This window comes from Bradyrhizobium sp. C9 (assembly GCF_002532045.1).
Classification (GTDB): domain Bacteria; phylum Pseudomonadota; class Alphaproteobacteria; order Rhizobiales; family Xanthobacteraceae; genus Bradyrhizobium.
Map to the genome: position 1 here is coordinate 114,496 of NZ_NWTG01000004.1, position 21,549 is coordinate 136,044.

General features: G+C 64.4%; 24 protein-coding genes. 15 read left to right on the top strand and 9 right to left on the bottom strand.

Translation table 11 applies throughout. The annotated features are described in order from the left end of the window. Positions 1–262: 262 nt before the first annotated feature. Together CO675_RS10855 and CO675_RS10860 are read right to left on the bottom strand one after the other, a co-directional pair. Positions 263–481 (bottom strand): hypothetical protein, encoded by a 219-nt coding sequence (locus CO675_RS10855; RefSeq protein WP_097671928.1) that lies wholly within the window; start codon positions 479–481, stop codon positions 263–265. A gap of 91 nt (positions 482–572) precedes the next feature. After that, positions 573–893: a hypothetical protein gene (locus tag CO675_RS10860; protein ID WP_097671929.1), complete on the bottom strand. Its 321-nt coding sequence runs from the start codon at positions 891–893 to the stop codon at positions 573–575. A gap of 61 nt (positions 894–954) precedes the next feature. Here CO675_RS10860 and CO675_RS10865 point away from each other — a divergent pair, with 61 nt between their 5' ends. Both CO675_RS10865 and CO675_RS10870 read left to right on the top strand, forming a co-directional pair. After that, entirely contained in the window at positions 955–1,155 is a 201-nt protein-coding gene (locus tag CO675_RS10865) for a DUF3072 domain-containing protein (protein WP_229166414.1), read from the top strand. A 106-nt stretch (positions 1,156–1,261) separates the two neighbouring features. Beyond that, the gene (locus CO675_RS10870) at positions 1,262–1,516 is read left to right on the top strand and encodes a hypothetical protein (RefSeq protein ID WP_097671930.1); all 255 of its coding nucleotides are present in this window, start codon (positions 1,262–1,264) and stop codon (positions 1,514–1,516) included. Positions 1,517–1,677: 161 nt separating this feature from the next. On the opposite strand, the gene CO675_RS10875 is transcribed toward CO675_RS10870, so the two are convergent. Continuing rightward, positions 1,678–1,935: a hypothetical protein gene (locus CO675_RS10875; RefSeq protein ID WP_097671931.1), complete on the bottom strand. Its 258-nt coding sequence runs from the start codon at positions 1,933–1,935 to the stop codon at positions 1,678–1,680. Positions 1,936–2,047: 112 nt separating this feature from the next. Here CO675_RS10875 and CO675_RS10880 point away from each other — a divergent pair, with 112 nt between their 5' ends. Then, the gene (locus CO675_RS10880) at positions 2,048–4,117 is read left to right on the top strand and encodes an ATP-dependent helicase (protein WP_097671932.1); all 2,070 of its coding nucleotides are present in this window, start codon (positions 2,048–2,050) and stop codon (positions 4,115–4,117) included. Positions 4,118–4,259: 142 nt separating this feature from the next. Here CO675_RS10880 and CO675_RS10885 read toward each other — a convergent pair whose 3' ends face one another. Together CO675_RS10885 and CO675_RS10890 are read right to left on the bottom strand one after the other, a co-directional pair. Next, entirely contained in the window at positions 4,260–4,991 is a 732-nt protein-coding gene (locus CO675_RS10885) for an adenylate/guanylate cyclase domain-containing protein (protein ID WP_097671933.1), read from the bottom strand. Positions 4,992–5,074: 83 nt separating this feature from the next. Then, positions 5,075–5,371, bottom strand: a complete 297-nt coding sequence (locus CO675_RS10890) for a PilZ domain-containing protein (RefSeq protein ID WP_245452720.1) — start codon at positions 5,369–5,371, stop codon at positions 5,075–5,077. A 220-nt stretch (positions 5,372–5,591) separates the two neighbouring features. Between CO675_RS10890 and CO675_RS10895 the strand changes: the two genes are divergently transcribed. Genes CO675_RS10895 through CO675_RS10905 form a run of 3 tightly spaced genes read left to right on the top strand, consistent with a single transcriptional unit; the run spans position 5,592 to position 8,623 of the window. Further along, positions 5,592–6,998, top strand: coding sequence for an MFS transporter (locus CO675_RS10895; RefSeq protein WP_097671935.1), 1,407 nt, complete (start codon positions 5,592–5,594; stop codon positions 6,996–6,998). A gap of 11 nt (positions 6,999–7,009) precedes the next feature. Further along, the gene (locus CO675_RS10900; RefSeq protein WP_097671936.1) at positions 7,010–8,197 is read left to right on the top strand and encodes an acyl-CoA dehydrogenase family protein; all 1,188 of its coding nucleotides are present in this window, start codon (positions 7,010–7,012) and stop codon (positions 8,195–8,197) included. A 24-nt stretch (positions 8,198–8,221) separates the two neighbouring features. Beyond that, a complete protein-coding gene (locus CO675_RS10905) occupies positions 8,222–8,623 on the top strand; it encodes a VOC family protein (protein WP_097671937.1) in 402 nt (133 codons plus the stop codon). A gap of 260 nt (positions 8,624–8,883) precedes the next feature. Here CO675_RS10905 and CO675_RS10910 read toward each other — a convergent pair whose 3' ends face one another. Then, the gene (locus tag CO675_RS10910) at positions 8,884–9,633 is read right to left on the bottom strand and encodes a Spy/CpxP family protein refolding chaperone (RefSeq protein ID WP_502693375.1); all 750 of its coding nucleotides are present in this window, start codon (positions 9,631–9,633) and stop codon (positions 8,884–8,886) included. 455 nt (positions 9,634–10,088) lie between these two features. Here CO675_RS10910 and CO675_RS10915 point away from each other — a divergent pair, with 455 nt between their 5' ends. The 7 genes from CO675_RS10915 (at position 10,089) to CO675_RS10945 (ending at position 17,783) form a co-directional block, all read left to right on the top strand. Then, positions 10,089–11,429 (top strand): ABC transporter substrate-binding protein, encoded by a 1,341-nt coding sequence (locus tag CO675_RS10915; protein ID WP_097671939.1) that lies wholly within the window; start codon positions 10,089–10,091, stop codon positions 11,427–11,429. A 117-nt stretch (positions 11,430–11,546) separates the two neighbouring features. Further along, positions 11,547–12,485 (top strand): carbohydrate ABC transporter permease, encoded by a 939-nt coding sequence (locus tag CO675_RS10920; protein ID WP_097671940.1) that lies wholly within the window; start codon positions 11,547–11,549, stop codon positions 12,483–12,485. Further along, positions 12,485–13,396, top strand: a complete 912-nt coding sequence (locus CO675_RS10925) for a carbohydrate ABC transporter permease (RefSeq protein WP_097671941.1) — start codon at positions 12,485–12,487, stop codon at positions 13,394–13,396. The genes CO675_RS10920 and CO675_RS10925 overlap by 1 nt, the downstream gene beginning before the upstream one ends. A 31-nt stretch (positions 13,397–13,427) precedes the next feature. Beyond that, complete coding sequence (locus CO675_RS10930) at positions 13,428–14,528, top strand: ABC transporter ATP-binding protein (RefSeq protein WP_097671942.1); 1,101 nt, start codon at positions 13,428–13,430, stop codon at positions 14,526–14,528. A gap of 29 nt (positions 14,529–14,557) precedes the next feature. Further along, positions 14,558–15,547: a hydroxyacid dehydrogenase gene (locus tag CO675_RS10935; RefSeq protein WP_097671943.1), complete on the top strand. Its 990-nt coding sequence runs from the start codon at positions 14,558–14,560 to the stop codon at positions 15,545–15,547. A 69-nt stretch (positions 15,548–15,616) separates the two neighbouring features. Beyond that, on the top strand, positions 15,617–17,041 hold the full coding sequence (locus tag CO675_RS10940; RefSeq protein ID WP_097671944.1) for an amidase: 1,425 nt from the start codon (positions 15,617–15,619) through the stop codon (positions 17,039–17,041). A 103-nt stretch (positions 17,042–17,144) separates the two neighbouring features. Further along, positions 17,145–17,783 (top strand): hypothetical protein, encoded by a 639-nt coding sequence (locus tag CO675_RS10945; protein ID WP_097671945.1) that lies wholly within the window; start codon positions 17,145–17,147, stop codon positions 17,781–17,783. A 95-nt stretch (positions 17,784–17,878) separates the two neighbouring features. On the opposite strand, the gene CO675_RS10950 is transcribed toward CO675_RS10945, so the two are convergent. After that, positions 17,879–18,394, bottom strand: a complete 516-nt coding sequence (locus CO675_RS10950) for a DUF1993 domain-containing protein (RefSeq protein ID WP_245452721.1) — start codon at positions 18,392–18,394, stop codon at positions 17,879–17,881. Positions 18,395–18,479: 85 nt separating this feature from the next. On the opposite strand from CO675_RS10950, the gene CO675_RS10955 reads away from it, so the two are divergent. Both CO675_RS10955 and CO675_RS10960 read left to right on the top strand, forming a co-directional pair. After that, on the top strand, positions 18,480–19,253 hold the full coding sequence (locus CO675_RS10955; protein ID WP_097671947.1) for a transporter substrate-binding domain-containing protein: 774 nt from the start codon (positions 18,480–18,482) through the stop codon (positions 19,251–19,253). 186 nt (positions 19,254–19,439) lie between these two features. After that, complete coding sequence (locus tag CO675_RS10960) at positions 19,440–20,189, top strand: DUF2147 domain-containing protein (protein ID WP_097671948.1); 750 nt, start codon at positions 19,440–19,442, stop codon at positions 20,187–20,189. Positions 20,190–20,261: 72 nt separating this feature from the next. Here CO675_RS10960 and CO675_RS10965 read toward each other — a convergent pair whose 3' ends face one another. Both CO675_RS10965 and CO675_RS10970 read right to left on the bottom strand, forming a co-directional pair. Then, positions 20,262–20,666, bottom strand: coding sequence for a (R)-mandelonitrile lyase (locus CO675_RS10965; RefSeq protein WP_097671949.1), 405 nt, complete (start codon positions 20,664–20,666; stop codon positions 20,262–20,264). Positions 20,667–20,689: 23 nt separating this feature from the next. Then, positions 20,690–21,388, bottom strand: a complete 699-nt coding sequence (locus tag CO675_RS10970) for a ribonuclease activity regulator RraA (RefSeq protein WP_097671950.1) — start codon at positions 21,386–21,388, stop codon at positions 20,690–20,692. Between the last annotated feature and the right edge of the window lie 161 nt (positions 21,389–21,549).

Genomic DNA, 21,549 nt, shown 5'->3' on the forward strand with positions numbered 1-21,549 from the left:
ACTGCCCTTGATTGATTCAAGCGGGAAAACGCCAAAACCGCAATTTGTGACGCAAACCGAGTAGCTTAATCGCCGATGGAACCAAAAGTTCCGACCGGCATGGCAACTCTTTGCTTGGTCCGGATAGGCTGCTCGGATCGGGAGGGCATAACGATCAAATGCAACCGATCGGCGTGTCCGGCATGCGGGCCGCCGAACAGGGACAAGGCTGCCGGGCGCATCAGGAACTACATGCCTGACGACGTCCAAACATTTCGAAGGATCAGCGGTCCGCGGGCCAGGTTCGCCGCACCAATTGCACCCGTTCGATCCGGCTGCATTGTTCGCAGCGGTATTGAAGGATGTCCTTACCCTCGCTGCCCGGAGAGCTGCTCTCAAGCCGCATCGTCCTGATGCAGCTGATGCAGGAGATCAGCGTCAGCAGCGGACTGCGATCGTCATTCATCGATGCCCGCGGTGGCGCGGTCGGATCGGCGATCATGGCGCTGGGCGATGCTATGGTGTTGGCTCTCACCACAAGAAAATGCCCACCCTTGGCTAGGGTTCCCGCTTCGAAACCAGATTCGGACCGATCAAGTCCGCGCGTTGCTCTGGCCCGGCTTGGCCTTGCCCTTGTCCGATTTGACGGCGGCCGGCTTGGCGGTTGCGACCGGCCGATCCGCGAAGCTTCGGCTCAGCCGCTCCCGAACCGTGGGGAGGCGCTCGCCGCCGCCGGCGGCCTTCCAGTGGCCGACGAGCTCGGCCACTTCGGCGCGCATTGCCATCAGCCGGTAGGACGCTTCGCTGCAATCCAGATCGCGGTTAACCTGGTCCCGGATCGACGCCTCGACCAGCGTCATCTCAGCTCGCAAAGTGCTGATCCTGCGACGAATTTCATTGATCTTGTTGTCCATGGTTTGTTAGAACAAAAATAGAACATATTGTCAAGTCACGATCCGGCAAGTGAGGTGAGCGATGAGCATGGCAGCGGTGAGATTTGGCGGGGTTGCGGAGCGGCTTGGCGGACTGATGTCGCGGGCCCAGGCACTGCGGTTGCGGACCCTGGCCGAGGAAGCCTATCAGCCGAACCAGTACGCGCGCGACCTGACGTCGGAGGAAGCCGAGCGGCGCATCGATGCCCTCCGGGCGGAGATCGCGCTGGCGGATTCGTTCTGAACCGCCCACCCCGACCGAGCCAGACACTCCCTTAAGGCTTTGATATAGCGGCGCAGCCAGGTCTGTTCTGTTATTGCTGTTTGCCTTTTGGGGGGGGGAGCCTTTCGTGCTGGAGCTGGAGAAGCGGTCGCCGCTTGCGTTCCCGATCACGCTGAAGGACGGGCGAACACTCGCAACCGTCGGCGACGCGGCGGACTACCTGTCAGCACTGAGCGCCGATCAGCGCGAGCGCGGCTACTGGAAGACGGCGATCATGATGTTCAACAACGCGATGCGCGAGCCCAGCTATCTGAGGATCGCAACGATGAACATGCGCTCTGCCCTTGTGTATGACCGCCTCGTCGACGATGTCGGCCGCTGATTGTGATGTTGCCGCTACAGCCGAATCGGCGCGCCTTTCGTAAGGCCCGATCGTTATGGCCGCAAACAAGGTAACGGCGGTACACGCGACGGCTGGGAGCGCAATGCGCTTCGGCCGCACACTCGGGCCGCCTTCGGAGGGCCAAGGCGGCCCATTTCTTTTCAAAGCAATTTGGCGCGGACGAACAGCATCCGCAGCGCGGAGGTTGCTTGCACCGTCAGCATGGCGTTACCGGCCGCGCGCTCCAGCGCGACCAGCGCGTCGTCATGCAGTGAGCGGAACTCCATCCATTCGACGGCGCTGAGATTGTTGATGAAGCGGTAAGCCTGGCCGACGGTCGCGAGCGTCACCGTCTCGCCGTTCAGTCGCACCTTGAATGTCGCCTTCAGCGGCGTGTCGGATTTGGAAACGTCAGCCATGGCGCGGTTGTGCTCCGCGGCGCGCTAATGTCAATCTAATTTCTCTGCTCCCACGCCGGTGCGCCGGCTCCACGGAATCGCAATGTCTGTTAGCGTTTCGTGGGGGTGATTCGTGCCTGAGCTTGCCAACACAGCCTATCTCGATGCGCTCAATTCCGAGCAGCGCCGCGCCGTCGAGCACGGGGTCGGCAGGGATGGCATCGTCGGCCCCCCGTTGCTGGTGATCGCGGGCGCAGGCTCCGGCAAGACCAATACGCTCGCCCATCGCGTCGCGCATCTGATCGTCGCGGGCGCCGATCCGCGCCGCATCCTGTTGATGACCTTTTCGCGACGCGCCGCCGCCGAGATGACGGGCCGCGTCGAGCGCATCGCGCGGCGCGTGCTCGGCGATCGCGCCTCGATCATGACCGATGCGCTGAATTGGGCCGGTACCTTCCACGGCATCGGTGCGCGGCTGCTCCGCGAATTCGCCGAGCGCATCGCGCTCGACCCGGCCTTCACGATCCATGACCGTGAGGACTCCGCCGACTTGATGAACCTGGTCCGCCACGATCTCGGGTTCTCCCGCACCGAAAGCCGGTTTCCCACCAAAGGCACCTGCCTTGCGATCTATTCGCGCTGCGTCAACGCGGAGATGCCGATCGAGGCCGTGCTGGGCCAGTTCTTCCCGTGGTGCGCCGGCTGGGCCAACGAGTTGAAGCAATTGTTCGCGGCCTATGTCGAAGCCAAGCAGCGGCAGAACGTGCTCGATTACGACGACCTCCTGCTCTACTGGGCGCAGATGGTGACGGATACGGCGCTCGCGGAGGAGATCGGCGGCCGCTTCGACCATGTGATGGTCGACGAGTATCAGGACACCAACCGCCTGCAATCCTCCATCCTGCTCGCGCTCAAGCCGGCGGGACGCGGGCTCACGGTCGTCGGCGACGACGCGCAGTCGATCTACTCGTTCCGCGCCGCCACCGTGCGCAACATCCTCGACTTCCCGGCGCAGTTCAGCCCGGCCGCCGAGATCGTCACGCTCGACCGCAACTATCGCTCGACGCAGCCGATCCTGGCGGCCGCCAATGGCGTGATCTCGCTCGCCAAGGAACGCTTCACCAAGAACCTCTGGACCGACCGGACCTCGACCCGCAGGCCGCTGCTCGTCACGATCCGCGACGAAGCCGATCAAGCCCGCTACATCGTCGAGCAGGTGCTGGCCAACCGTGAGGAAGGCGCGCTGTTGAAGCATCAGGCGGTGCTGTTCCGCACCTCCTCGCACAGCGGCCCGCTGGAGGTCGAGCTGACCCGCCGCAACATTCCGTTCGTGAAATTCGGCGGCCTCAAATTCCTCGACGCCGCGCACGTCAAGGACATGCTGGCGCTGCTGCGTTTCACCGCCAATCCGCGCGACCGGGTCACCGGCTTTCGCATCCTGCATCTGTTGCCCGGCGTCGGCCCGGCCTCGGCGCAGCGCGTGCTCGACCGCATGGCAGAAGCCGCCGATCCGATCGCAGCGCTGGTCGCACTGCCCGCCCCGCCCCGCGCCGGCGCCGACTGGCGGCTGTTCGTCGAGGCGATCGAGAACCTCCGCTACTCGGAATGGCCGGTCGACATCGAACGCGCGCGCCTCTGGTACGAGCCGCATCTCGATCGCATCCACGAGGACAGCGAGGTCCGCCGCGCCGACCTCATTCAGCTCGAGCAGATCGCCGCCGGCTATCCGTCGCGCGAACGCTTCCTTACCGAACTCACGCTCGATCCACCCGACGCGACCAGCGACCAGGCCGGCGTGCCGCTGCTCGATGAGGATTATCTGATCCTGTCGACCATCCACTCCGCCAAGGGGCAGGAATGGAAATCCGTCTACGTGCTCAACGTCGTCGACGGCTGCATGCCCTCCGATCTCGGCGCCGGCACCTCGGCCGAGCTCGAGGAGGAGCGCCGCCTGCTCTATGTCGCGATGACCCGCGCCAAGGACGATCTGCATCTGATGGTGCCGCAGCGCTTTTTCGTCCACGGCCAGGCCGCCAAGGGCGACCGGCACATGTACGCCTCGCGCACCCGGTTCATCCCGGAACGGCTGCTGCCGATGTTCGAGCGAACCGGCTGGCCGCGCGCCGCGACCGCGCAGGCCTCCTCCGCCAGCCGCGCGCCGCCGATCGATATCGGCGCCCGGATGCGCGGTATGTGGCGCTGAAACCGGCCCGAAAAAATCTGCTGACGACAGGAACGAAGTTGCCAGCCTCGCGTTGAAGCGCCGTTCGTAATCGGCAAACGACCATCCCGACGGCTTCGGCGCGGTGTTCCGTGCTGGAGCCGTCTTTTTGCGTCGCGTCAATTCACGCCGGAAATAGCGTGACGGGCCGGTCGAAGCCCTTCAGCGTGTAGTCCGACCCGGCGGCCGTGATCATGTCGCCCGTTCGATCCCGGACCGCCGTCGTGACCAGGATCTCGCCGGACTTCGCCGCCGCCTGCGCGCGTGCCGCGCGATTGACCACCGTGCCGACCGCCGTCAGGTCGCGATGGGTCTGGCCGAACTCTCCGAAATTGGTGTCACCGCTGTCCATTCCAATCCCGATGCCGAGCTCGATGTCGCCGGCGCCGATCGCCTGCGCCAGGGCGTCGCGCCTTTCCTGGAAACGGCGCTGGATCTCGCGCGCCGCCTGCAAGGCCTGCACCGCATGATCGTCCCGCCGCACCGGAAAATTGAAGATCGCGAACACGGCATCGCCGATCGTCTTGTTGAGAATGCCGTCATAGCGCCAGATCGCGGCGGCGCAGTCGTCGTAGAATGCATCGAGCAGCGAGGTCAGCCCGGCCGGCGCGATGGTCTGCGTCAGCGTGGTGTAGCCGCGCAGATCGGCGAACAGGAGGGTGGCGTCGATGGTCACGGCGCGCGCCTTCATGATCTTCGAGAACGCCATCTCGCAGATCGTGCAGGTGTTCGGGTTCATGCGGCTCGGCCGGACACCGAACAGGCGGAACGGCGCCGACAACGGACCGCGCAGCGGGATCGGCATATGCAGGTTTTGCCAGCAGCCGAGGCAGATCGTTGCGGGTTCCGGAGTCATCGGCGTATCACCTGCTGTTCCAGCAGCCAGACCCGCCCCAGCTCAGCACGGTCGGTCATGGCACCCCCACGAGGTTGCCGCGCTCAGGCGGCAGTCACGAAACTCACTCCAATCCGCGTCTTTTTGCTCCAGATCACCTGGCAGTCATAGACGACCGAGGCGTCACGGGCCATCACCAGGCGGAATCTATGCGGAACGAAGGCCGGATTCTCGACCTCGATGGCGGCCCCTTCCGGCGATATGTTCACGATCGTGCAATGCATGACCGAGCCGCCCGACGAGACATAGCCGGGTTCATTGACCTCGGTTCGCGGATGCTTGCGCTTTTCGTCCACCCGGCCTCCCCCTGCTTCCTTCACGCAAACGTGGGCGATCGGCATTGCCGGAGTCAACGGCTCCCGCGCCTTGCATCAGGCTTTCGCACCACGATTTGTGCGCAGCGGTAAGCCGGATTGCGTACCGCGCCCTTGCAGATGAGCCCCGCGTCGGTGCGGGCTTGCCGTCCGCGACGGCGCGAGGATAGCCTCACCCTATGGGCGATGCGCCGGCGCAGCGCACGCTCCCAACAACAACGAACAGGCGCCAATGGGGAGACGCGCCATGTTCGAGATTCTCGATCGCCGGACGACTCTGACCGGCAACCAGATCAAGATCCTTGCGGCGGCCATCATCGGCGATGCGCTGGAATTCTTCGACTACTTCCTGATCGGCTTTGTGCTCGCGTTCCTGATCGGGCCGTGGAAACTGACTTTTGGCCAGTCCGCCACCGTGCTGATGAGTTCCGGCATCGGCGCCATCCTCGGCGCCTATCTGTGGGGCTGGCTGGCCGACCGGGTCGGACGCCGCGTCGTCTTCATCGGCACCGTCCTGAACTTCTCGATCGCAACCGGCCTGCTCTATTTCACGCCCGACAATGGCTGGGTTTACCTCGCGATCCTGCGCTTCTTCGTCGGCACCGGCGTCGGCGGCCTCTATTGTGTCGACCTGCCGCTGGTGCAGGAGTTCATGCCCTCGCATAAGCGCGGCTGGGTCGGCGGGCTCGTCACCTGCGTGATTCCGCTCGGCGTCGGCCTCGGCGCGGTGCTGGGCGCGATCATGGGCACCGATCAGTGGCGGCTGCTGTTTGCGATCGGCGTGCTGCCATCGGTGATGGTGCTGCTGATCCGGCTCTGGGTTCCGGAGTCGCCGCGCTGGTTGTGCCGGCAGGGACGCTATGACGAAGCCCGCAAGTCGCTGGCTTGGGCGCTGCAGGTGCCGCCGTCGGAGCTGCCCTTGCCGAGCGCGGCCGACGCCGGCCCGATCGTCAAGACAAGCTGGTTCGACCTGTTCAAATATCCGCGCAGCCTGATCGTCTCCTGGCTCGGCAATGCCGGCGCACAGACCGGCGTCTACGGCATCACGCTGTGGGCGCCCGCGCTGTTCGTGCTGCTCTTGAAGGTCACGCCGCAGGAGGCCGCCAAGATGATGATCCTGCTCAGCGTCACCGGCTTCCTCGGCCGCATCTCGTTCTCGTATTTCTCGGAACTGCTGGGACGGCGCATCGCCGGCGGCCTGCTCGGCTTCGGCGCCGGCGCGCTGACCATCATCGCCGGCTATCACTACGATGCGACGCTGTTCGGCATGTCGGCATTCTGGCTGTTGCTCGGCGCCACCTTCTTCTTCGCCGACGGCGGTTTTGCGATCGTCGGCCCCTATGCCGCGGAGGTCTGGCCGTCGCATCTGCGCACCACGGGCATGGGATCGGCCTATGGCTTCGGCGGCATCGGCAAGATCATCGGACCGGTCGGGCTTGCCCTGATCGTCGGCTCGAACAACTACCTCAAGCCGGATGTGCCGCTCACCCAGATCCCGACCGCCTTCGTCTATCTCGGATGCTGGTTCCTGATGGCGGGTGCCGTCTATCTGTTCTTCGGGCTCGAGACCCGGGGCAAGTCGATCGAGCAGATCGACAAGGAACTCAACGCGGCGGCTGACGTCGCAGCGTCCGCAACGATCCGGCGCGCCTGAGGGAGGCCAGCATGAGCGTGACTTCAGCCGATCTTGCCGGTGATCGCGAGGTGATCGCCCGCGCCGAGGCGGTCAGGGACGCTGTTGCGGCGGCCTCCGACGCGATCGAGACGACGCGCCGCCTGCCACCCGATCTACTCGACCGGCTGCACGAGGCGCGGCTGTTTCGCCTCTTGCTGCCGCGCGCGACCAAGGGGATCGAAACCGATCCCGTCACCTTCTTCCATGTCATCGAGACCATCGCCAAGGCCGATGCCTCGACCGCGTGGTGCCTGAGCCAGGCCGGCGGCTGCGCGATGTCGGCGGCCTATCTCGACCTGCCGGTCGCGCAGGAGATGTTCGGCGACCCGCGCGCCGTGCTGGCCTGGGGACCCGGCCCGAAGGTCAAGGCGGTCGAGTGCGCTGGCGGCTACCGCGTCACCGGGGTCTGGTCGTTTGCATCAGGCGGGCGGCACGCCACCTGGCTCGGCGCCCACTGCCCGGTCTATGCCGCGGACGGCTCGCCCCGCCGCGACGCCAATGGCGAGCAGGTCGAGCGCACCATGCTGGTGCGGACCGAAGACGTCGAATGGACCGACATCTGGAACACGGTCGGGCTACGCGGCACCGCCAGCGACCAGTTCGCGCTCGACGATGTCTTCGTCCGTGCGGACCATTCGATCACCCGCGAATTCGATCGCGAATGCCGCGAGAATGGTCCGCTGTACCGGATGAGCAACCACACTTGCTACCAGGTCGGCTTCGCCGCGGTTGCCTGCGGCATCGCGCGCAGCGCGCTGGACAATTTCGTCGACGTCGCCCGTAACAAGGTGCCGCGCGGCATGAAGAAGACGTTGCGCGACAATGCCGTGGTGCAATCCGGCCTCGCCCAGGCCGAGGTCAATCTGCGCGCCGCCCGTGCCTTCCTGCTGCAGTCGATGGCGGATATCTGGCAGGATCTGGTTGCCGGGCACAGCATCACGGTCGCGCAGCGCATGACGATCCGGATGGCGGCAACGCACGCCATCCACAAGGCCCGGGAAGCCGTCGACTTCGCCTACAACACGGCCGGCGCGACCGCGATCTTCGACGGCCATCCGCTGGAGCGACGCTTCCGCGACATCCACACCGTGACCCAGCAATTGCAGGGCCGCTTCAGTCATTTCGAGACCGTCGGCGCCTGGATGCTCGGTGTCGATGCCGACCTCAGCTTCGTTTAACTCGATTTCTCAGGGAGGAGAACCATGCCGTTGGGTGGACTACAGCATTTCACGATCGAGCCACAGGACCTGGAGAAGACAAAGGCGTTCTATTGCGATGTGCTCGGGCTCGAGAACGGTGAACGCCCGCCGCTCGATTTCCCCGGCTACTGGCTCTATTCCGGCGGCCAGGCCACTGTCCATTTAATGGGCACCCGCAAGCCGCGCGACGGAATCGTGGTGCGCGGCACCGAGAAGAAATATGAAGACACCGGCCGGCTCGATCATATTGCCTTCGCCGCCACCGACGTCGACGCCGTGCGCAAGCGCCTGCAGGCCAAGAACGTCAGCTTCCGCGAGCAGATCGTGCCGCGCACCGGCGACACCCAGATATTCCTCTACGATCCCGACGGCGTCGGGGTGGAGCTGAACTTCCCGAAGGGCTGAACCTGTCTTCGCCGGATTATCCCGCTGCTCAACAATTGGCCGGCGCAGGTGCCGGCCAGTTTTTCATGTCAGCGAAACGGTTCCCGACAAGGCCCCGACTCGGCCATCACTCGGGCGTGATCTGGTCCGTTTTTCTTCAACATTGAATGACGAATTAACCGGGCCGCGCCGCTGCGGCAGAATAGCCGGGTGCTGCGCCTTTAACCTACCCCAGGGCCTGGTGGCCCGGCTATTCGTCCCCACTTCGCCGTCGATGGGGCTCAATCGAGCCCGCGTTCGTGGCTGAGGCGGACCATTTCGTTGATGAAGATTTGTTTCTGCTTGTCGTCGAGGCTCGCATAGAGCGGCTCGGCGGCGTCGGCGACGCCGCGCTGATCGACTGCGCGGTCATTGAGGAACTGGGCCTCGTTGCGCATCTGCTCGATGATATCGTCAGGCGGATCGCGCTGCGCGCGTGCGATGCGCAGGTTGAGGCGGTCGGCGCCATTGTGGCCGAGATAGTGCATCGCGCTGTTGAAGCCGGCCCAATTCTTCTCCTGCTCAGGCGTCAGGTTGAGCTCCTTCTTGATCCGATCGATGTTGGCGTCGCTGTTGGCGACGATCTGTTCGGCCGTGAGCTGCGGCGCGCCTGCCTGGGTCAGCACGGTCGGCGCCTTCGCACCCTTGTCCTTGGCGGCGGCCTTGGCCGACTTGGCGGCCTTGGCGCCCTGCTTGTCGCCGGACGCGGGCGCCTGCGCATTCTTGCCGTTACCGGCATTGGGGTTGGCGTTGTTGTTGCCGGTCAAGACCCCGGTCACGCCGGTCACGACCCCGACGACGCCGCCGATTGCTCCGCCCAGAACACCGCCAACCGGTCCGGCGGCCTTGTTGCCTTCACGCGCGCCGTTTTCGACTCCCTGCACGATCTGCGCATCGACCATATGAGGCACTGCAAGCAGCGTGACGGTGGCGGCCCCAACCGCGGCGCACAATCTCCATTGTGCTCGCAGCTTCGCTACCGGAATGAGCATGATCGGGTCTCCGTGATCGATGGTGGACTGCAGGACTGACGCGGCGGGCAGGTTCGACGAATCCGGACTTTATCGTTTCCGGCTTCGGCAAGTCTATCGGTCGCGCTCGCCATCAACATGACGGAACATGGCTCGATCCGGCATGGCGGAGAACCTGCGGCTCAATCGCGCACCGTCTGCGCGCATCGCTGCGCCAACCTCCGCGTGCGTCGCAGCATGATCATCGGAAGCGCGGCAAACCACGGGCATCTGCAGTGATGCCGGTGACCCTGCCTGCGATTTGACCACAACGTTAGTACTACTTGGCACAGGCATCTCGTTTCTCGACAGCAGCCGGCAATTCTGTTCTGATCAGTGTGAACGAAATCCCGCGACGTCGCGCGAACGCGACGCACAAAAACAACAACGGGATTCAAAAAAGCCTTTTGTCCGTCGGCTACCAGGGAGGGAATGCCATGTCACGGAAGAAGCTTTCGCGCCGAGAATTCGTTGCAGCGACAGCGCTGTCATCGGCGGCGCTCATTACAGCCCCCTACGTGCGTGGCGCCTATGCAGCCGGCAAGCTCTCGATGGGCTTCTGGGATCACTGGGTGCCGGGTGCGAACAGTGCCTCCACCGAGCTCGTCAATGAATGGGCCGCCAAGGAAAAGGTCGAGGTCCAGCTCGACTACATCACCAGCCAGGGCAACAAGAACATCGTCACCATCGCCGCCGAGGCGCAGGCGAAATCCGGTCACGATATCTTCCAGATGCCGACCTGGTGGCCGCAATCCAATGCCGAACTGCTGGAACCGGTCAACGACATCATGGACCCGCTCATCAAGCTGAACGGCGACGTCAACGGCACGGTGAAATATCTCGGCCAGGCCGACGGCAAGTGGCTCGGCGTTCCCGCCAGCGTCGGCAGCCAGATCAAGGGCCCCTGCTCGCGCATCGACCTGATGAAGAAATACGCCAATATCGACGTCCAGGAGATGTATCCGGCCGGAAGCCCGCCGAAGGCGGACAACTGGACCCTCGATACGTTCCTCAAGGCGGCCGAAGCCTGCCACAAGGCCGGCTTCCCGTTCGGCATCGGTCTCGGCGAGACCAGCGACAATGTCGACACCGCCGGCGCGATCTTCCAGTCGTTCGGCGCGCACCTGGTCGACGCCAAGGGCAATCTCACCGTCAAGACCGACGCGGTGCGCCAGTCGCTCGAATTCTACAAGAAGCTGCTGGCGTTCCTGCCGCCCGACGTTGCCGCATGGGATGATGCTTCCAACAACAAGTGGTTGGTCGCGGGCAAGGGCGCGATGATCATGAACCCACCGAGCGCGTGGGCGGTCGCCAAGCGCGATGCGCCGCAAGTCGCGGAGCAATGCTGGACCCACGGGTTCCCGGCCGGGCCGAAGGGACGCTTCGCGCCCTATCTGCCGTTCTTCTGGTCGATCTGGTCGTTCTCGAAGAACAAGGAGGCGGCCAAGAGCCTGCTGTCCTTCCTGTCGCAGCCTGCATCGATCGAGAAGATGGTGGTGGCGAGCGGCGGCTACGATCTGCCGGCCTATGAGAAGCTCACGACCTTGAAGGTCTGGGAAGAGCAAGGGCCGCCGAAGGGCACGCTCTATCATTACCCGAACCCCTACAAGCACCAGACACTGTCGATCGCGGCTTCGCCTGCGCCGCCAAAAGTCGCGCAGCAGATCTACTTCCAGGCCACCCTGACCAAGATGTGCCTGCGCTATTACCAGGGTGAAACCATGGAAAAGACGCTCGCCTGGGCCGAGGGCGAGTGCGAAGGCTTCATGCGAAGCTGACGAACGGACGAGTTCGTGCGCGGCCGCCGATCGTGCTGGCCGCGCGAGGTCTCGTCTTTGTAGCCCAACCGCCGAACCGGCGAGCCGTGCAACCAACCCGCGCGAGGAACCTGCGTCATGGTTGATGTCGCATTTCAATCCAGCCGCACCGCTGCGGCCCAGACAGGGCGAAAGCGCACCGGCCTGCGCAACGCGCTGCGGCGCAAGTCGATGGCCGCGTTCCTGATGACGCTGCCGCTAATCCTGCTGATCGCGGTTCTCGTGCTCTACCCAGCCCTCTACTCGTTGCATCTTGCGACACTGAACAAGGCGATGACGAAGTTCGTCGGCTTCGGCAATTTCGAGTTCCTGTTCAAGCGCGAAACATTTTGGCTGGTGGTCAAGCAATCCTGCATTTTTGCGATCTCGGCGGTTGTCTTCAAGGCACTGATCGGCTTCATCGTCGCGCATTTCGTGCACAACGTCCCCGCCAACAAGCAGCGCAAATGGCGCGGCATGCTGCTGGTGCCATGGGTGATCCCGCCGGCGATGAGCACGCTGGCCTGGCTATGGCTGTTCGACCCGTCCTACAGCGCGTTCAACTACACGCTTTCGTTCTTTGGCCTCGGCCCGATCCCGTGGACCGGCGATGCGATGTGGGCGCGCTTCTCGGTGATCCTGGTCAATGTCTGGTACGGTGCGCCGTTCTTCATGATCATGTATCTGGCGGCGCTGAAATCGGTGCCCGAGCAGCTCTATGAGGCGGCCGCGATCGACGGCGCCAATTGGTGGCAGCGCATCTGGTACGTGACCCTGCCGATGATGCGCAACATCATCGCGATCACGACGCTGTTCTCGCTGATCGTGACCTTCGCCAATTTCGACATCGTGCGTATCCTGACCGCAGGCGGGCCGCTCGATCACACCCACATCTTCGCCACCTGGGCGTTCCGCGTCGGCATCGAGGGCAGCGACATTCCGCTCGGGGCCAGCGTCTCGCTGTTCATGGTGCCGATCCTCGCGGTCGCGGCGATCTTCATCCTGCGCGACATCACCAAACGCGGGAATGAATCCTGATGAGCACGGTCACGATCGACAAGTCCGGACCGACCCGCAAGGTCAAATACGGCAGCATGAGCCGCGACCGGACCTGGGCGCTGCGCTGGTCCTACTTCTTCCTGACGCTGTTTGCGATCTTCTCGCTGGTGCCGCCGTTCTACATGTTGATTACTTCGCTGAAGAGCAGCGCGGAGATTTCCGCGGCGACCAACCCGTGGTGGGTGCATCGTCCGACGCTCTCCAACTACATTGAATTGCTGACCTCCAATCAGTTCCTGCGCTTCTTCTGGAATTCGGCCTGGGTCTCGATCATCGTGGTCACGATCACGATGCTGATCAGCGTGCCGGCTGCCTTTGCGCTGGCGCGAATGAAGTTCTGGGGCTCGGCGACGCTCGCGACGGGCGTCTTCCTTACCTATCTCATTCCGGACAGCCTGCTGTTCATTCCGCTGTTCAAGATGTTCGCCGTGTTCGGCGACTGGACCGGCATCCAGCTGGTCAATCGCTGGTACGTGCTGCTGTTCATCTACCCGACGCTGACGGTACCGTTCTGCACCTGGATCATGATCGGCTATTTCGCCTCGATCCCGAAGGAGCTCGACGAGGCCGCGATCATCGACGGCGCCAGCTGGTTCCAGACCCTGACCCGGATCTTCATCCCCGTCGCCCTGCCCGGCCTGATCGCGGCGACGATCTTCGCCTTCACCGTCTCCTGGGCCCAGTTCCTCTATCCGCTGGTGTTCACCACATCGACCGATCAGCTGGTGCTGCCGGTCGGCATCATCACTACCCTGATCAAGGGTGACGTCTTCAACTGGGGGCAGATCATGACCGGCGCCCTGCTCGGCGCCGCGCCGCCGCTGATCATCTACGCCTTCCTAATGGACTACTACATTGCCGGCCTGACCGCCGGTGCGACAAAGGGTTGAACACGACAAAGGTAGGATAAGGGTAGGATTCATGGCCGACGTCAGTTTGCGCAAGGTGGTGAAACGTTACGACGAGGTCGAAGCGGTGCGCGGCATCGACCTCGATATCGCCGACCATGAGTTCGTGGTGCTGGTCGGGCCGAGCGGCTGCGGCAAGTCGACGACGTTGCGGATGATCGCCGGCCTCGAGGACATCTCCGACGGAGACATCATGATCGGCGGCGATGTCGTCAACGACGTGCCGCCGAAGGACCGCGACATCGCGATGGTGTTCCAGAACTACGCGCTCTATCCGCACATGACCGTCGCCGAGAACATGTCGTTCGGGCTGCGGCTGAAGCACTACCCAAAGGCCGAGATCAAGAGCCGGGTGACGGAAGCCGCCCGCATGCTCGACATCACCGACCTGATCGACCGCAAGCCGAAGCAGCTCTCCGGCGGCCAGCGCCAGCGCGTCGCGATGGGACGCGCGATCGTCCGCAACCCGAAGGTGTTCCTGTTCGACGAGCCGTTGTCCAATCTCGATGCCAAGCTGCGCGTGCAGATGCGGATCGAGATCAAGAAGGTGCACCAGAAAGTCCGCACCACGACCGTCTACGTCACCCACGACCAGGTCGAGGCGATGACGCTGGCCGACCGCGTGGTGGTGATGAACCACGGCAAGATCGAGCAGATCGGCACCCCCAACGAGCTCTATCACAAGCCGGCGACCCGGTTCGTCGCCAGCTTCATCGGCTCGCCCGCGATGAATTTCGTGCCGTGCCGGCTCGAGGACGTCGGCGGCAAGCTCAACGTGCGGCTGACCGACCGCCTCTCCTTCCCGCTGCCGCCGGCGCGCGCCGTCCGCTACCAGGGCCTTTCCCGCACCGACAAGCTGCTGCTGGGCCTGCGGCCCGAGCATATCATGGAGGCGCGGCCGCATGCCGAGCCCGGCATTGAGCCGTTCGACGCAATGCTCGACGTCACCGAGCCGATGGGCATGGAGACGCTGGTCTACTTCACGCTGGAGGGCTCCCAGCTCTGCGGCCGGGTCAATCCCAATGCCGGCGCGCAGGATGGCAGCCCGCTCCGATTGGCTGTGGACCTCAACAATATGCATTTGCTAAACGAGGTGACCGGCGCCGTGCTTTGACGGCGCACAAGAAACCTCAAGGGCAGGAAATGGCTACCAACAAGAAGAAGATTTTCATCACCCAGACTCTGTCTCCGGGGGCGCGGGTGCTCCTCAATGAACGGGATGATGTAGAACTCGTCGAATTTCCCAACCTGATTTCGGCCAAGGACTTCCAGGTGATGCTGGAGCAGCATGCGCCGGTCCATGGCGTGGCGCTCGGCGCGACCCGCTTCGGCGAGGCGGAGCTCGAAGCGTCCAAGGGCATGCTGGTGGTGACCCGGATCGGCGTCGGCTACGACGCCGTCGATGTGCCGGCGCTGTCCCGCCGCAAGGTGCCGCTGATGGTCGCAGGCACCGCGAACTCGCCGTCGGTCGCAGAGCACGCCGTGTTCATGATGCTGACCCTGGCCAAGCGCGCACAGGAAATGCACGCGATGGTCAAGGAAGGCACCTGGGCGAGCCGGCTCGGCGTGCTGCCGTTCGACCTCTACGGCAAGACGGTCCTGATCGTCGGCTTCGGCCGCATCGGCACCCGCACCGCCAAGCGCTGCCTCGCGATGGAAATGAACGTGCTGGTCTACGATCCCTACAAGCCTGCGAGCGAGATCACCGCTGCCGGCTGTGAGGCGGTGCCGAGCTTAGAGGCGGCGTTGCCGCGGGCGGATTTCGTCACGATCCACTGCCCGAAGTCGCCCGAGACGGTCGGCCTGTTCAACGCGGCGCGGATCCGGCTGATGAAGCCGACCGCCTACCTCATCAACACCGCCCGCGGCGGCATCGTGGACGAGAAGGCGCTGCACGACGCGCTGGTGTCGGGCAAACTCGCCGGCGCCGGTCTCGACGTGTTCGAGGTCGAGCCTCCGCCGGTCGGCCAACCCCTGCACGCCTTGCCGAACGTGATCATGGCACCGCACGTCGCGGGCGTGACCGTCGAGGCCGTCGATCGCATGAGCGAGCAGACCGCGCGCAATATCCTGAGCGTGCTGGACGGCAATCCGCTGCGCCAGAACGTGATCAATCAGGACGTCCTCGGCTGAGCTTTCAGCCTTTCTCGTTGGCGCCGCGGCCGATCCCGCGAGGTCGGCCCGGCGATGCGGAGCATGCACATGGCTTTCAAGGAATTCGGCAACTACGATGCGGTCGGTCTCGCCGAGCTCGTCCGCAACAAGGACGTCACGGCAAAGGAGCTGCTCGACGAGGCGATTGCGCGCACGGCCGCCGTCGATCCGAAGATCAACGCGGTCGTCGTCAAGCACTACGACTACGCCGAGCGCCAGATCGCCAAGGGGTTGCCTGACGGCCCCTTCACCGGCGTGCCGTTCCTGCTGAAGGATCTCGACCTGCTCGAGGGCACCCGCACCACGTCGGGCGCCAGCCTGCTGAAGGACTTCGTCGCTGATCACAATGGAACGCTGGCCCAGCGCTTCCTTGATGCCGGTCTCGCAATTTTCGGCAAGAGCGCGAGCCCGGAATTCGGTCTGATGCCGACCACGGAATCCCGCCTGTTCGGCCCGACCCGCAATCCCTGGAATCTCGACCATTCCGCCGGCGGTTCGTCCGGCGGCGCGGGGGCTGCGGTCGCGGCGCGCATCCTGCCCGTCGCGCATGCCAGCGACGGCGGCGGCTCGATCCGGATCCCCGCCTCCGCCTCCGGCGTGTTCGGCATGAAGCCGACGCGGGCGCGCAACCCGTGCGGTCCCGATCGCGGTGAAGGCTGGGGCGGCTTCTCGGTCGGCCATGTGCTGAGCATCAGCGTCCGCGACAGCGCGGTCATGATGGATGCGATCCATGGCCCGGAACCGTCGAGCCTCTATGTCGCGCCGCCACCGGAACGGCCGTTTTCCCAGGAGGTCGGCCGCGACCCCGGCCATCTGCGCATCAGCTTCACCGACAAGTCACCCTATGGCGATGCTGTTGATCCCGAGATCGCCGCGGCGGTTCGCGACATTGCCAAGCTGCTTGAGGGCCTCGGCCACCATGTCGAGGAGCGCGCACCGCCGCTCGCCGCCGACCCTGCCGCGGTCATGACGACCATCGTCGGCGCCAACACCGCGCTGACCATCCGCCTGCTCGAACAGCGCGTCGGGCGCACGCTGACGTCGGACGATGTCGAGCGGCTGACGCTCGCCAGCGGCCAGAACTCGGTCAAGATGACCCCCGCCGACTACGTCGCCGCGCAGCTTGCGGCGTTCCAGATCTCGCGCGGGCTCGCGACCTTCTTCGAGGGCTGCGACATCTTCCTCAGCCCGACCCTGTGCGCGCCGCCGCTCCGCATTGGCGAGCTGAACACCATGTCCGAAGACCTGAGCCACATCGCGCCGGCGCTGCGCCGCTACATGCCGGGCACCTCGATGTTCAACATGTCCGGGCAGCCGGCAATGTCGATGCCGCTGGCCTGGAACAAGGCCGGATTGCCGCTGGGCATGATGTTCGCGGCCAAGCTTGGCGAGGAAGGACTGCTGTTCCGCCTGGCCGGTCAACTCGAGCAGGTTCGTCCCTGGAAGGACCGGCGCCCGCCGGTTTGCGCCTAGCGAACCTGGAACGAAGCGCCGGGCTGACAAAGGGTAGTCAGATCAGGTAGATAGAAGAGGCGCCGGCACGATTCCGCCGGCGTCATGCCTGGGAGACCGAACCGTGAGTGACCCGACCGACAATGCGCTCGCCGCAATCGCGAGCATTCTCGATCAGACGACGACGCCTCCCGAAAAGTCCAAACCGTCCGACGACAAGTCGACCGACAAGGACAAGGCATCGGACCCTGCCGAGGAGGCGCCGATCTCGATCGCGATGCCACCGCCCCTGCCATCGTCTGTCACAGACGTTTCGGTCGAGGCGGTTTCCATCGTGGCCGAGCCGCCGGCGGTCGAGCCGGCGCCGATTGAGCAGGTCGAGCCGAAGATCGAGCAGGCCGAGCTCGAAGAACCCGAACCGGTCGAACCCGTTGCGGTCGCACCGGAGCCGAGCGAACCGGAGCCGATCCAGCCGCCCCAACCGATCGAGGCCAATGGCTATTCCAAGTCCGGACCAGGCCCGATGGCGGCACTGCGCTTCCGCTGGACGGTGCGCGAGGACGGCGCCCAATACTATGTCGATGAGACCGTCGGCGAAGGATCGAACCCGCTGGTCAATGGCCCGATGGACAGGGACGCCGCGATCAAATTCGTCGACGATCGTGAGGCCGAAGCGCGGCAGCGCTTCGAGCATTTCAAGCACGAGATCGTCAGCCGCACGGCTGCCGCCGTTCAGGCGCGCAGAGACCGCAACGAGGCCTAGAGTTTCGGTCTGTTTGAATCAGAACCGAAGCTCTAGATTCTTGTCTTGACGCGTTGTCTTCACGCGAGCCGGCCTCGACTTCGCTCGAAAACGCTCTAGCTCCTCGGGGGTCCCAGAAAATCCTTCTTCGCGAGATCGACGCCGGCATGGCGCAGGATGTCGTAGGCCGTGGCGACATGGAAGAAGAACTGCGGGACGCTGAAGGTCAGGATCAGCGACTTGCCGGTGAACGGCTGGGTCGCACCGCTTCGGAACGTGAAGATGACGTCCCTGTCGCAGGCAGCATCGATCACCTCCGGCGGCAGGCCCTGGGCAAAATCAATCGTGGCCGCAATCTGCGCCTTCAACCCGGCGATGCCGGGCGCCGCGTCGACCAAGACCGGCGGCGCGCACCCCGCCAGCAACGCACAGCTCAGGACGACATGCCGGTTCGCCTCCCCGACCTGCTGGCGAAGGCTGTACATGTTCGGTGAAAGCCGCATGTCGAGCAGGACGGCTGGATCGATCCTGCGAGCGCCGGCATGCGCCTCGGCATGATCGAGCAGCGCGGCAAGATTGCGCAGATAGGGCACATAGACGCCGACGGATGCTTCGTGGAGCGAGATGGTCACTGTTGCGCCCCTGTACTGGCCCGAAAGTCTCATCTGGTCTAAATGGTCCGCAACGACATGTCATCGGAATTGACGGAGACGTCTGATGTTTCGCGCGCTGGCCGGCCTCGCTCTCGCTTTGCTCATTTCTGCCGCGCAGGCGCAGCCGGCGTCATCCCGGCTCGATGAGATCGTCAAGCGCGGCACGCTGCGCGTCGGCATGACCGGCGACTACCTGCCCTTCACGGCGCTCGACAAGGAGACGAAGGCGTTTCGCGGCTTCGACGTCGACATGGCGCAATCGCTCGGCAAGGCGCTCGGCGTCAAGGTCGAGTTCGTGCCCACATCGTGGCCGCAGATGACCAGGGATTTCGAGGCCGACAATTTCGACATCGCGATGGGCGGCGTCTCCATCACCTTCGACCGACAGAAGAAGGGCCTGTTCTCGACGCCGATCATGCGTGAGGGCAAGACGCCGATCGCACGCTGCGCCGACAAGGGCAAGTTTGAGACGATCGCCGAGATCGACAAGCCCGGCACCCGCGTCATCGTCAATCCCGGCGGCACCAACGAGCGTTTCGCGCGCGCCAATGTGAAGGCCGCCGACATCCGTGTGTTCAACGACAACACCAAGATCTTCGACGAGATCGCCAAGGGTGATGCCGACCTGATGATGACCGACGCGTCCGAGACGCGCTATCAGCAGAAGCTGCATCCCGGCGTGCTCTGCGCCGTGCATCCCGACAAGCCGTTCGACTTCGCGGAAAAGGCCTACTGGATGCAGCGCGACGTCGCACTGAAGGCGTTCGTCGACCAGTGGCTCCACATCGCGCGCGAAGACGGCAGCTACGCGAAGATCTACGCCGCGTGGTTTGAATAGCCTGCGCCAGGTTTGCTGCGCGCATGCCGCAAATTGATGCGTACGGCCTGAAATCAGATCGCAATCCGGTGATTTGAACCTAGCGCGCGAGGATACGACTCATGTTCTGACCGTAATTTGGGGCACGTTCAGCGAGGCGGCCACCAAATAGCCTCGCGAACGGGATTCCCTGCACTGGAGGTCGAAATGAGAAAGCTTCTGGCGATCGCCACGCTCGTGCTGGCGAGCACGGCGACAGCGCAGGCGCAATACACGTTCGACTATGGCGGCCGTACCATTCGGATCGATCCCGATCGTGGAACGGTCTCGATCCCCGGCGTCTATGACAATACCGGCCGCAGCACCAAGCGCGCCAAGCGTAAGGACGCCAGGACGGATCCCCCGTCTCCGCCCGCGGCGCCCCCCGCGGCCGCTGCCTCACCCTCTCCGGCGGCCGTTGATCAGGCGACGGCGCCGACAGCAACAACGACGGAGCCCGCGAACACGAGCGTTGCCCCGGCCACGGCAGCGACCGCACCGCCGCCACCCGAGCCGCCAGTTGTGCAGCAGAGCGCCACGCCGGCGACGGCAAAGCCAGCGCCAACGGTCGGCGCCGCATCGCCTGCGCCCAAGCCGGCAGCGAACCCGGTGCAACAAGCCAACTCGCCGCTCGGCGTCTGGCTGACCGAGGAGAAGGAAGGCAAGGTCCGCATCGAGCAATGCGGCGCCAATCTCTGCGGTTATTCGGTCGACAAGAAGTCGAACGCCAAGGGCGAGCAGGTTCTGATCAACATGAAGCCGGGCAAGGACAAATGGAGCGGCCGCATCTTCGATCCGAACAGCGGCAGCACCTACGATTCCACCATCGCGCTGAAGAGCCCCGATACGCTGCGCGTTCAGGGCTGCGCGTTCGGCGGCATGTTCTGCGGCGGCCAGACCTGGACGCGGGTGAATTGATCGACGCCGTGTCGTGAAAGCAAAAAGCCCCGCTTGAGAGCGGGGCTTTTTCTTTGGGCAAGCAATGACGGCTCAACCGACCTTGCCGCTGTATTCCTCGTCGGTGACATGCTCCATCCAGGTCGAGAACACGCCGTCGAGCGCCTCCTGCATGGCGATATGGGTCATGCTGTTATCAGGCGAGGCGCCGTGCCAGTGCTTCTCGTTCGGTGGGATCCAGACGACGTCGCCCGGGCGGATTTCGCGGATCGGGCCGCCTTTGGCCTGCACGCGGCCGATGCCTGAGATCACGTACAGCGTCTGCCCAAGCGGATGGGTGTGCCAGGCGGTGCGTGCACCAGGCTCGAACGACACGCGCGAGGCATTCAGCCGGGCCGGCGCCGGCGCCATGTTGATCGGGTCCTGCAGCACGCTGCCGGTGAAGTTCTCCTTCGGCGCGCGGCGGGTGGGCCGCGAGCCGGAAACGTGGATATCCATGGGGTTACCTCCCTCTCTTGACGTTATTTCTTGGATGCGGCGTAGCGCGCCTTGGTCTCGGCGTTCATCGGATACAGGCCGGGCAGCTGGGCGCCGTTGTTCACCTCGTTGACGATCCAGGCTTCCATCCGCTCCTGCTCGGGTCCCTCGGCAAGCACCTGGTCGAGGAACGCCTGCGGGATCAGCACCGCGCCGTCCTGGTCGGCCACCACCACGTCGTTCGGAAACACGGCAACGCCGCCGCAGCCGATCGGTTCGCCCCAGCCGACGAAGGTCAGGCCTGCAACCGACGGCGGCGCGGCGTAGCCGTCGCACCAAACCGGCAGGCCGGTGCCGAGCACGCCCTCGACGTCACGGACGACGCCATCGGTGATCAGCGCCGTCACCCCGCGCTTGACCATGCGGGCGCAGAGGATGTCGCCGAAAATGCCGGCATCGGTGATGCCCATGGCATCGACCACGGCAATGCAGCCCGCCGGCATCGCCTCGATCGCGGTACGCGTCGAGATCGGCGACGACCAGGATTCCGGCGTCGCCAGATCTTCGCGGGCCGGCACGAAGCGGAGTGTGAAGGCCGGTCCGACCAACCGCTTCTGCCCCGGCTTCAAGGGCTTGGTGCCGCGCATCCAGATGTTGCGCAGGCCCTTCTTGAGCAGGACCGTGGTGATGGTGGCGGTGGACACGTGCGACAGCGTCGCGATCGCCTCAGTGGACAGTGACATCTGGAAAGCTTGCTCCGATGGGAGGAAAAGACCGGCGCATGTTGCCGGGCGAAGGCCCTGCGTCAAGGGCTCCGCGAAAAACCTGCGATCATCCAAATTTATCGCCGGCATGCCGATTAATTTATTGAAGTTGCTGCATCATTTTGCACGAAGCGAATTCC

Coding starts and splice junctions, on each gene's coding strand:
- CO675_RS10855 (WP_097671928.1), bottom strand. CDS start 481: ATGATCGCCGATCCGACCGCGCCACCGCGGGCATCGATGAATGACGAT.
- CO675_RS10860 (WP_097671929.1), bottom strand. CDS start 893: ATGGACAACAAGATCAATGAAATTCGTCGCAGGATCAGCACTTTGCGA.
- CO675_RS10865 (WP_229166414.1), top strand. CDS start 955: ATGAGCATGGCAGCGGTGAGATTTGGCGGGGTTGCGGAGCGGCTTGGC.
- CO675_RS10875 (WP_097671931.1), bottom strand. CDS start 1,935: ATGGCTGACGTTTCCAAATCCGACACGCCGCTGAAGGCGACATTCAAG.
- CO675_RS10885 (WP_097671933.1), bottom strand. CDS start 4,991: ATGACTCCGGAACCCGCAACGATCTGCCTCGGCTGCTGGCAAAACCTG.
- CO675_RS10890 (WP_245452720.1), bottom strand. CDS start 5,371: ATGCCGATCGCCCACGTTTGCGTGAAGGAAGCAGGGGGAGGCCGGGTG.
- CO675_RS10895 (WP_097671935.1), top strand. CDS start 5,592: ATGTTCGAGATTCTCGATCGCCGGACGACTCTGACCGGCAACCAGATC.
- CO675_RS10900 (WP_097671936.1), top strand. CDS start 7,010: ATGAGCGTGACTTCAGCCGATCTTGCCGGTGATCGCGAGGTGATCGCC.
- CO675_RS10905 (WP_097671937.1), top strand. CDS start 8,222: ATGCCGTTGGGTGGACTACAGCATTTCACGATCGAGCCACAGGACCTG.
- CO675_RS10910 (WP_502693375.1), bottom strand. CDS start 9,633: ATGCTCATTCCGGTAGCGAAGCTGCGAGCACAATGGAGATTGTGCGCC.
- CO675_RS10915 (WP_097671939.1), top strand. CDS start 10,089: ATGTCACGGAAGAAGCTTTCGCGCCGAGAATTCGTTGCAGCGACAGCG.
- CO675_RS10920 (WP_097671940.1), top strand. CDS start 11,547: ATGGTTGATGTCGCATTTCAATCCAGCCGCACCGCTGCGGCCCAGACA.
- CO675_RS10925 (WP_097671941.1), top strand. CDS start 12,485: ATGAGCACGGTCACGATCGACAAGTCCGGACCGACCCGCAAGGTCAAA.
- CO675_RS10930 (WP_097671942.1), top strand. CDS start 13,428: ATGGCCGACGTCAGTTTGCGCAAGGTGGTGAAACGTTACGACGAGGTC.
- CO675_RS10935 (WP_097671943.1), top strand. CDS start 14,558: ATGGCTACCAACAAGAAGAAGATTTTCATCACCCAGACTCTGTCTCCG.
- CO675_RS10940 (WP_097671944.1), top strand. CDS start 15,617: ATGGCTTTCAAGGAATTCGGCAACTACGATGCGGTCGGTCTCGCCGAG.
- CO675_RS10955 (WP_097671947.1), top strand. CDS start 18,480: ATGTTTCGCGCGCTGGCCGGCCTCGCTCTCGCTTTGCTCATTTCTGCC.
- CO675_RS10960 (WP_097671948.1), top strand. CDS start 19,440: ATGAGAAAGCTTCTGGCGATCGCCACGCTCGTGCTGGCGAGCACGGCG.
- CO675_RS10965 (WP_097671949.1), bottom strand. CDS start 20,666: ATGGATATCCACGTTTCCGGCTCGCGGCCCACCCGCCGCGCGCCGAAG.
- CO675_RS10970 (WP_097671950.1), bottom strand. CDS start 21,388: ATGTCACTGTCCACTGAGGCGATCGCGACGCTGTCGCACGTGTCCACC.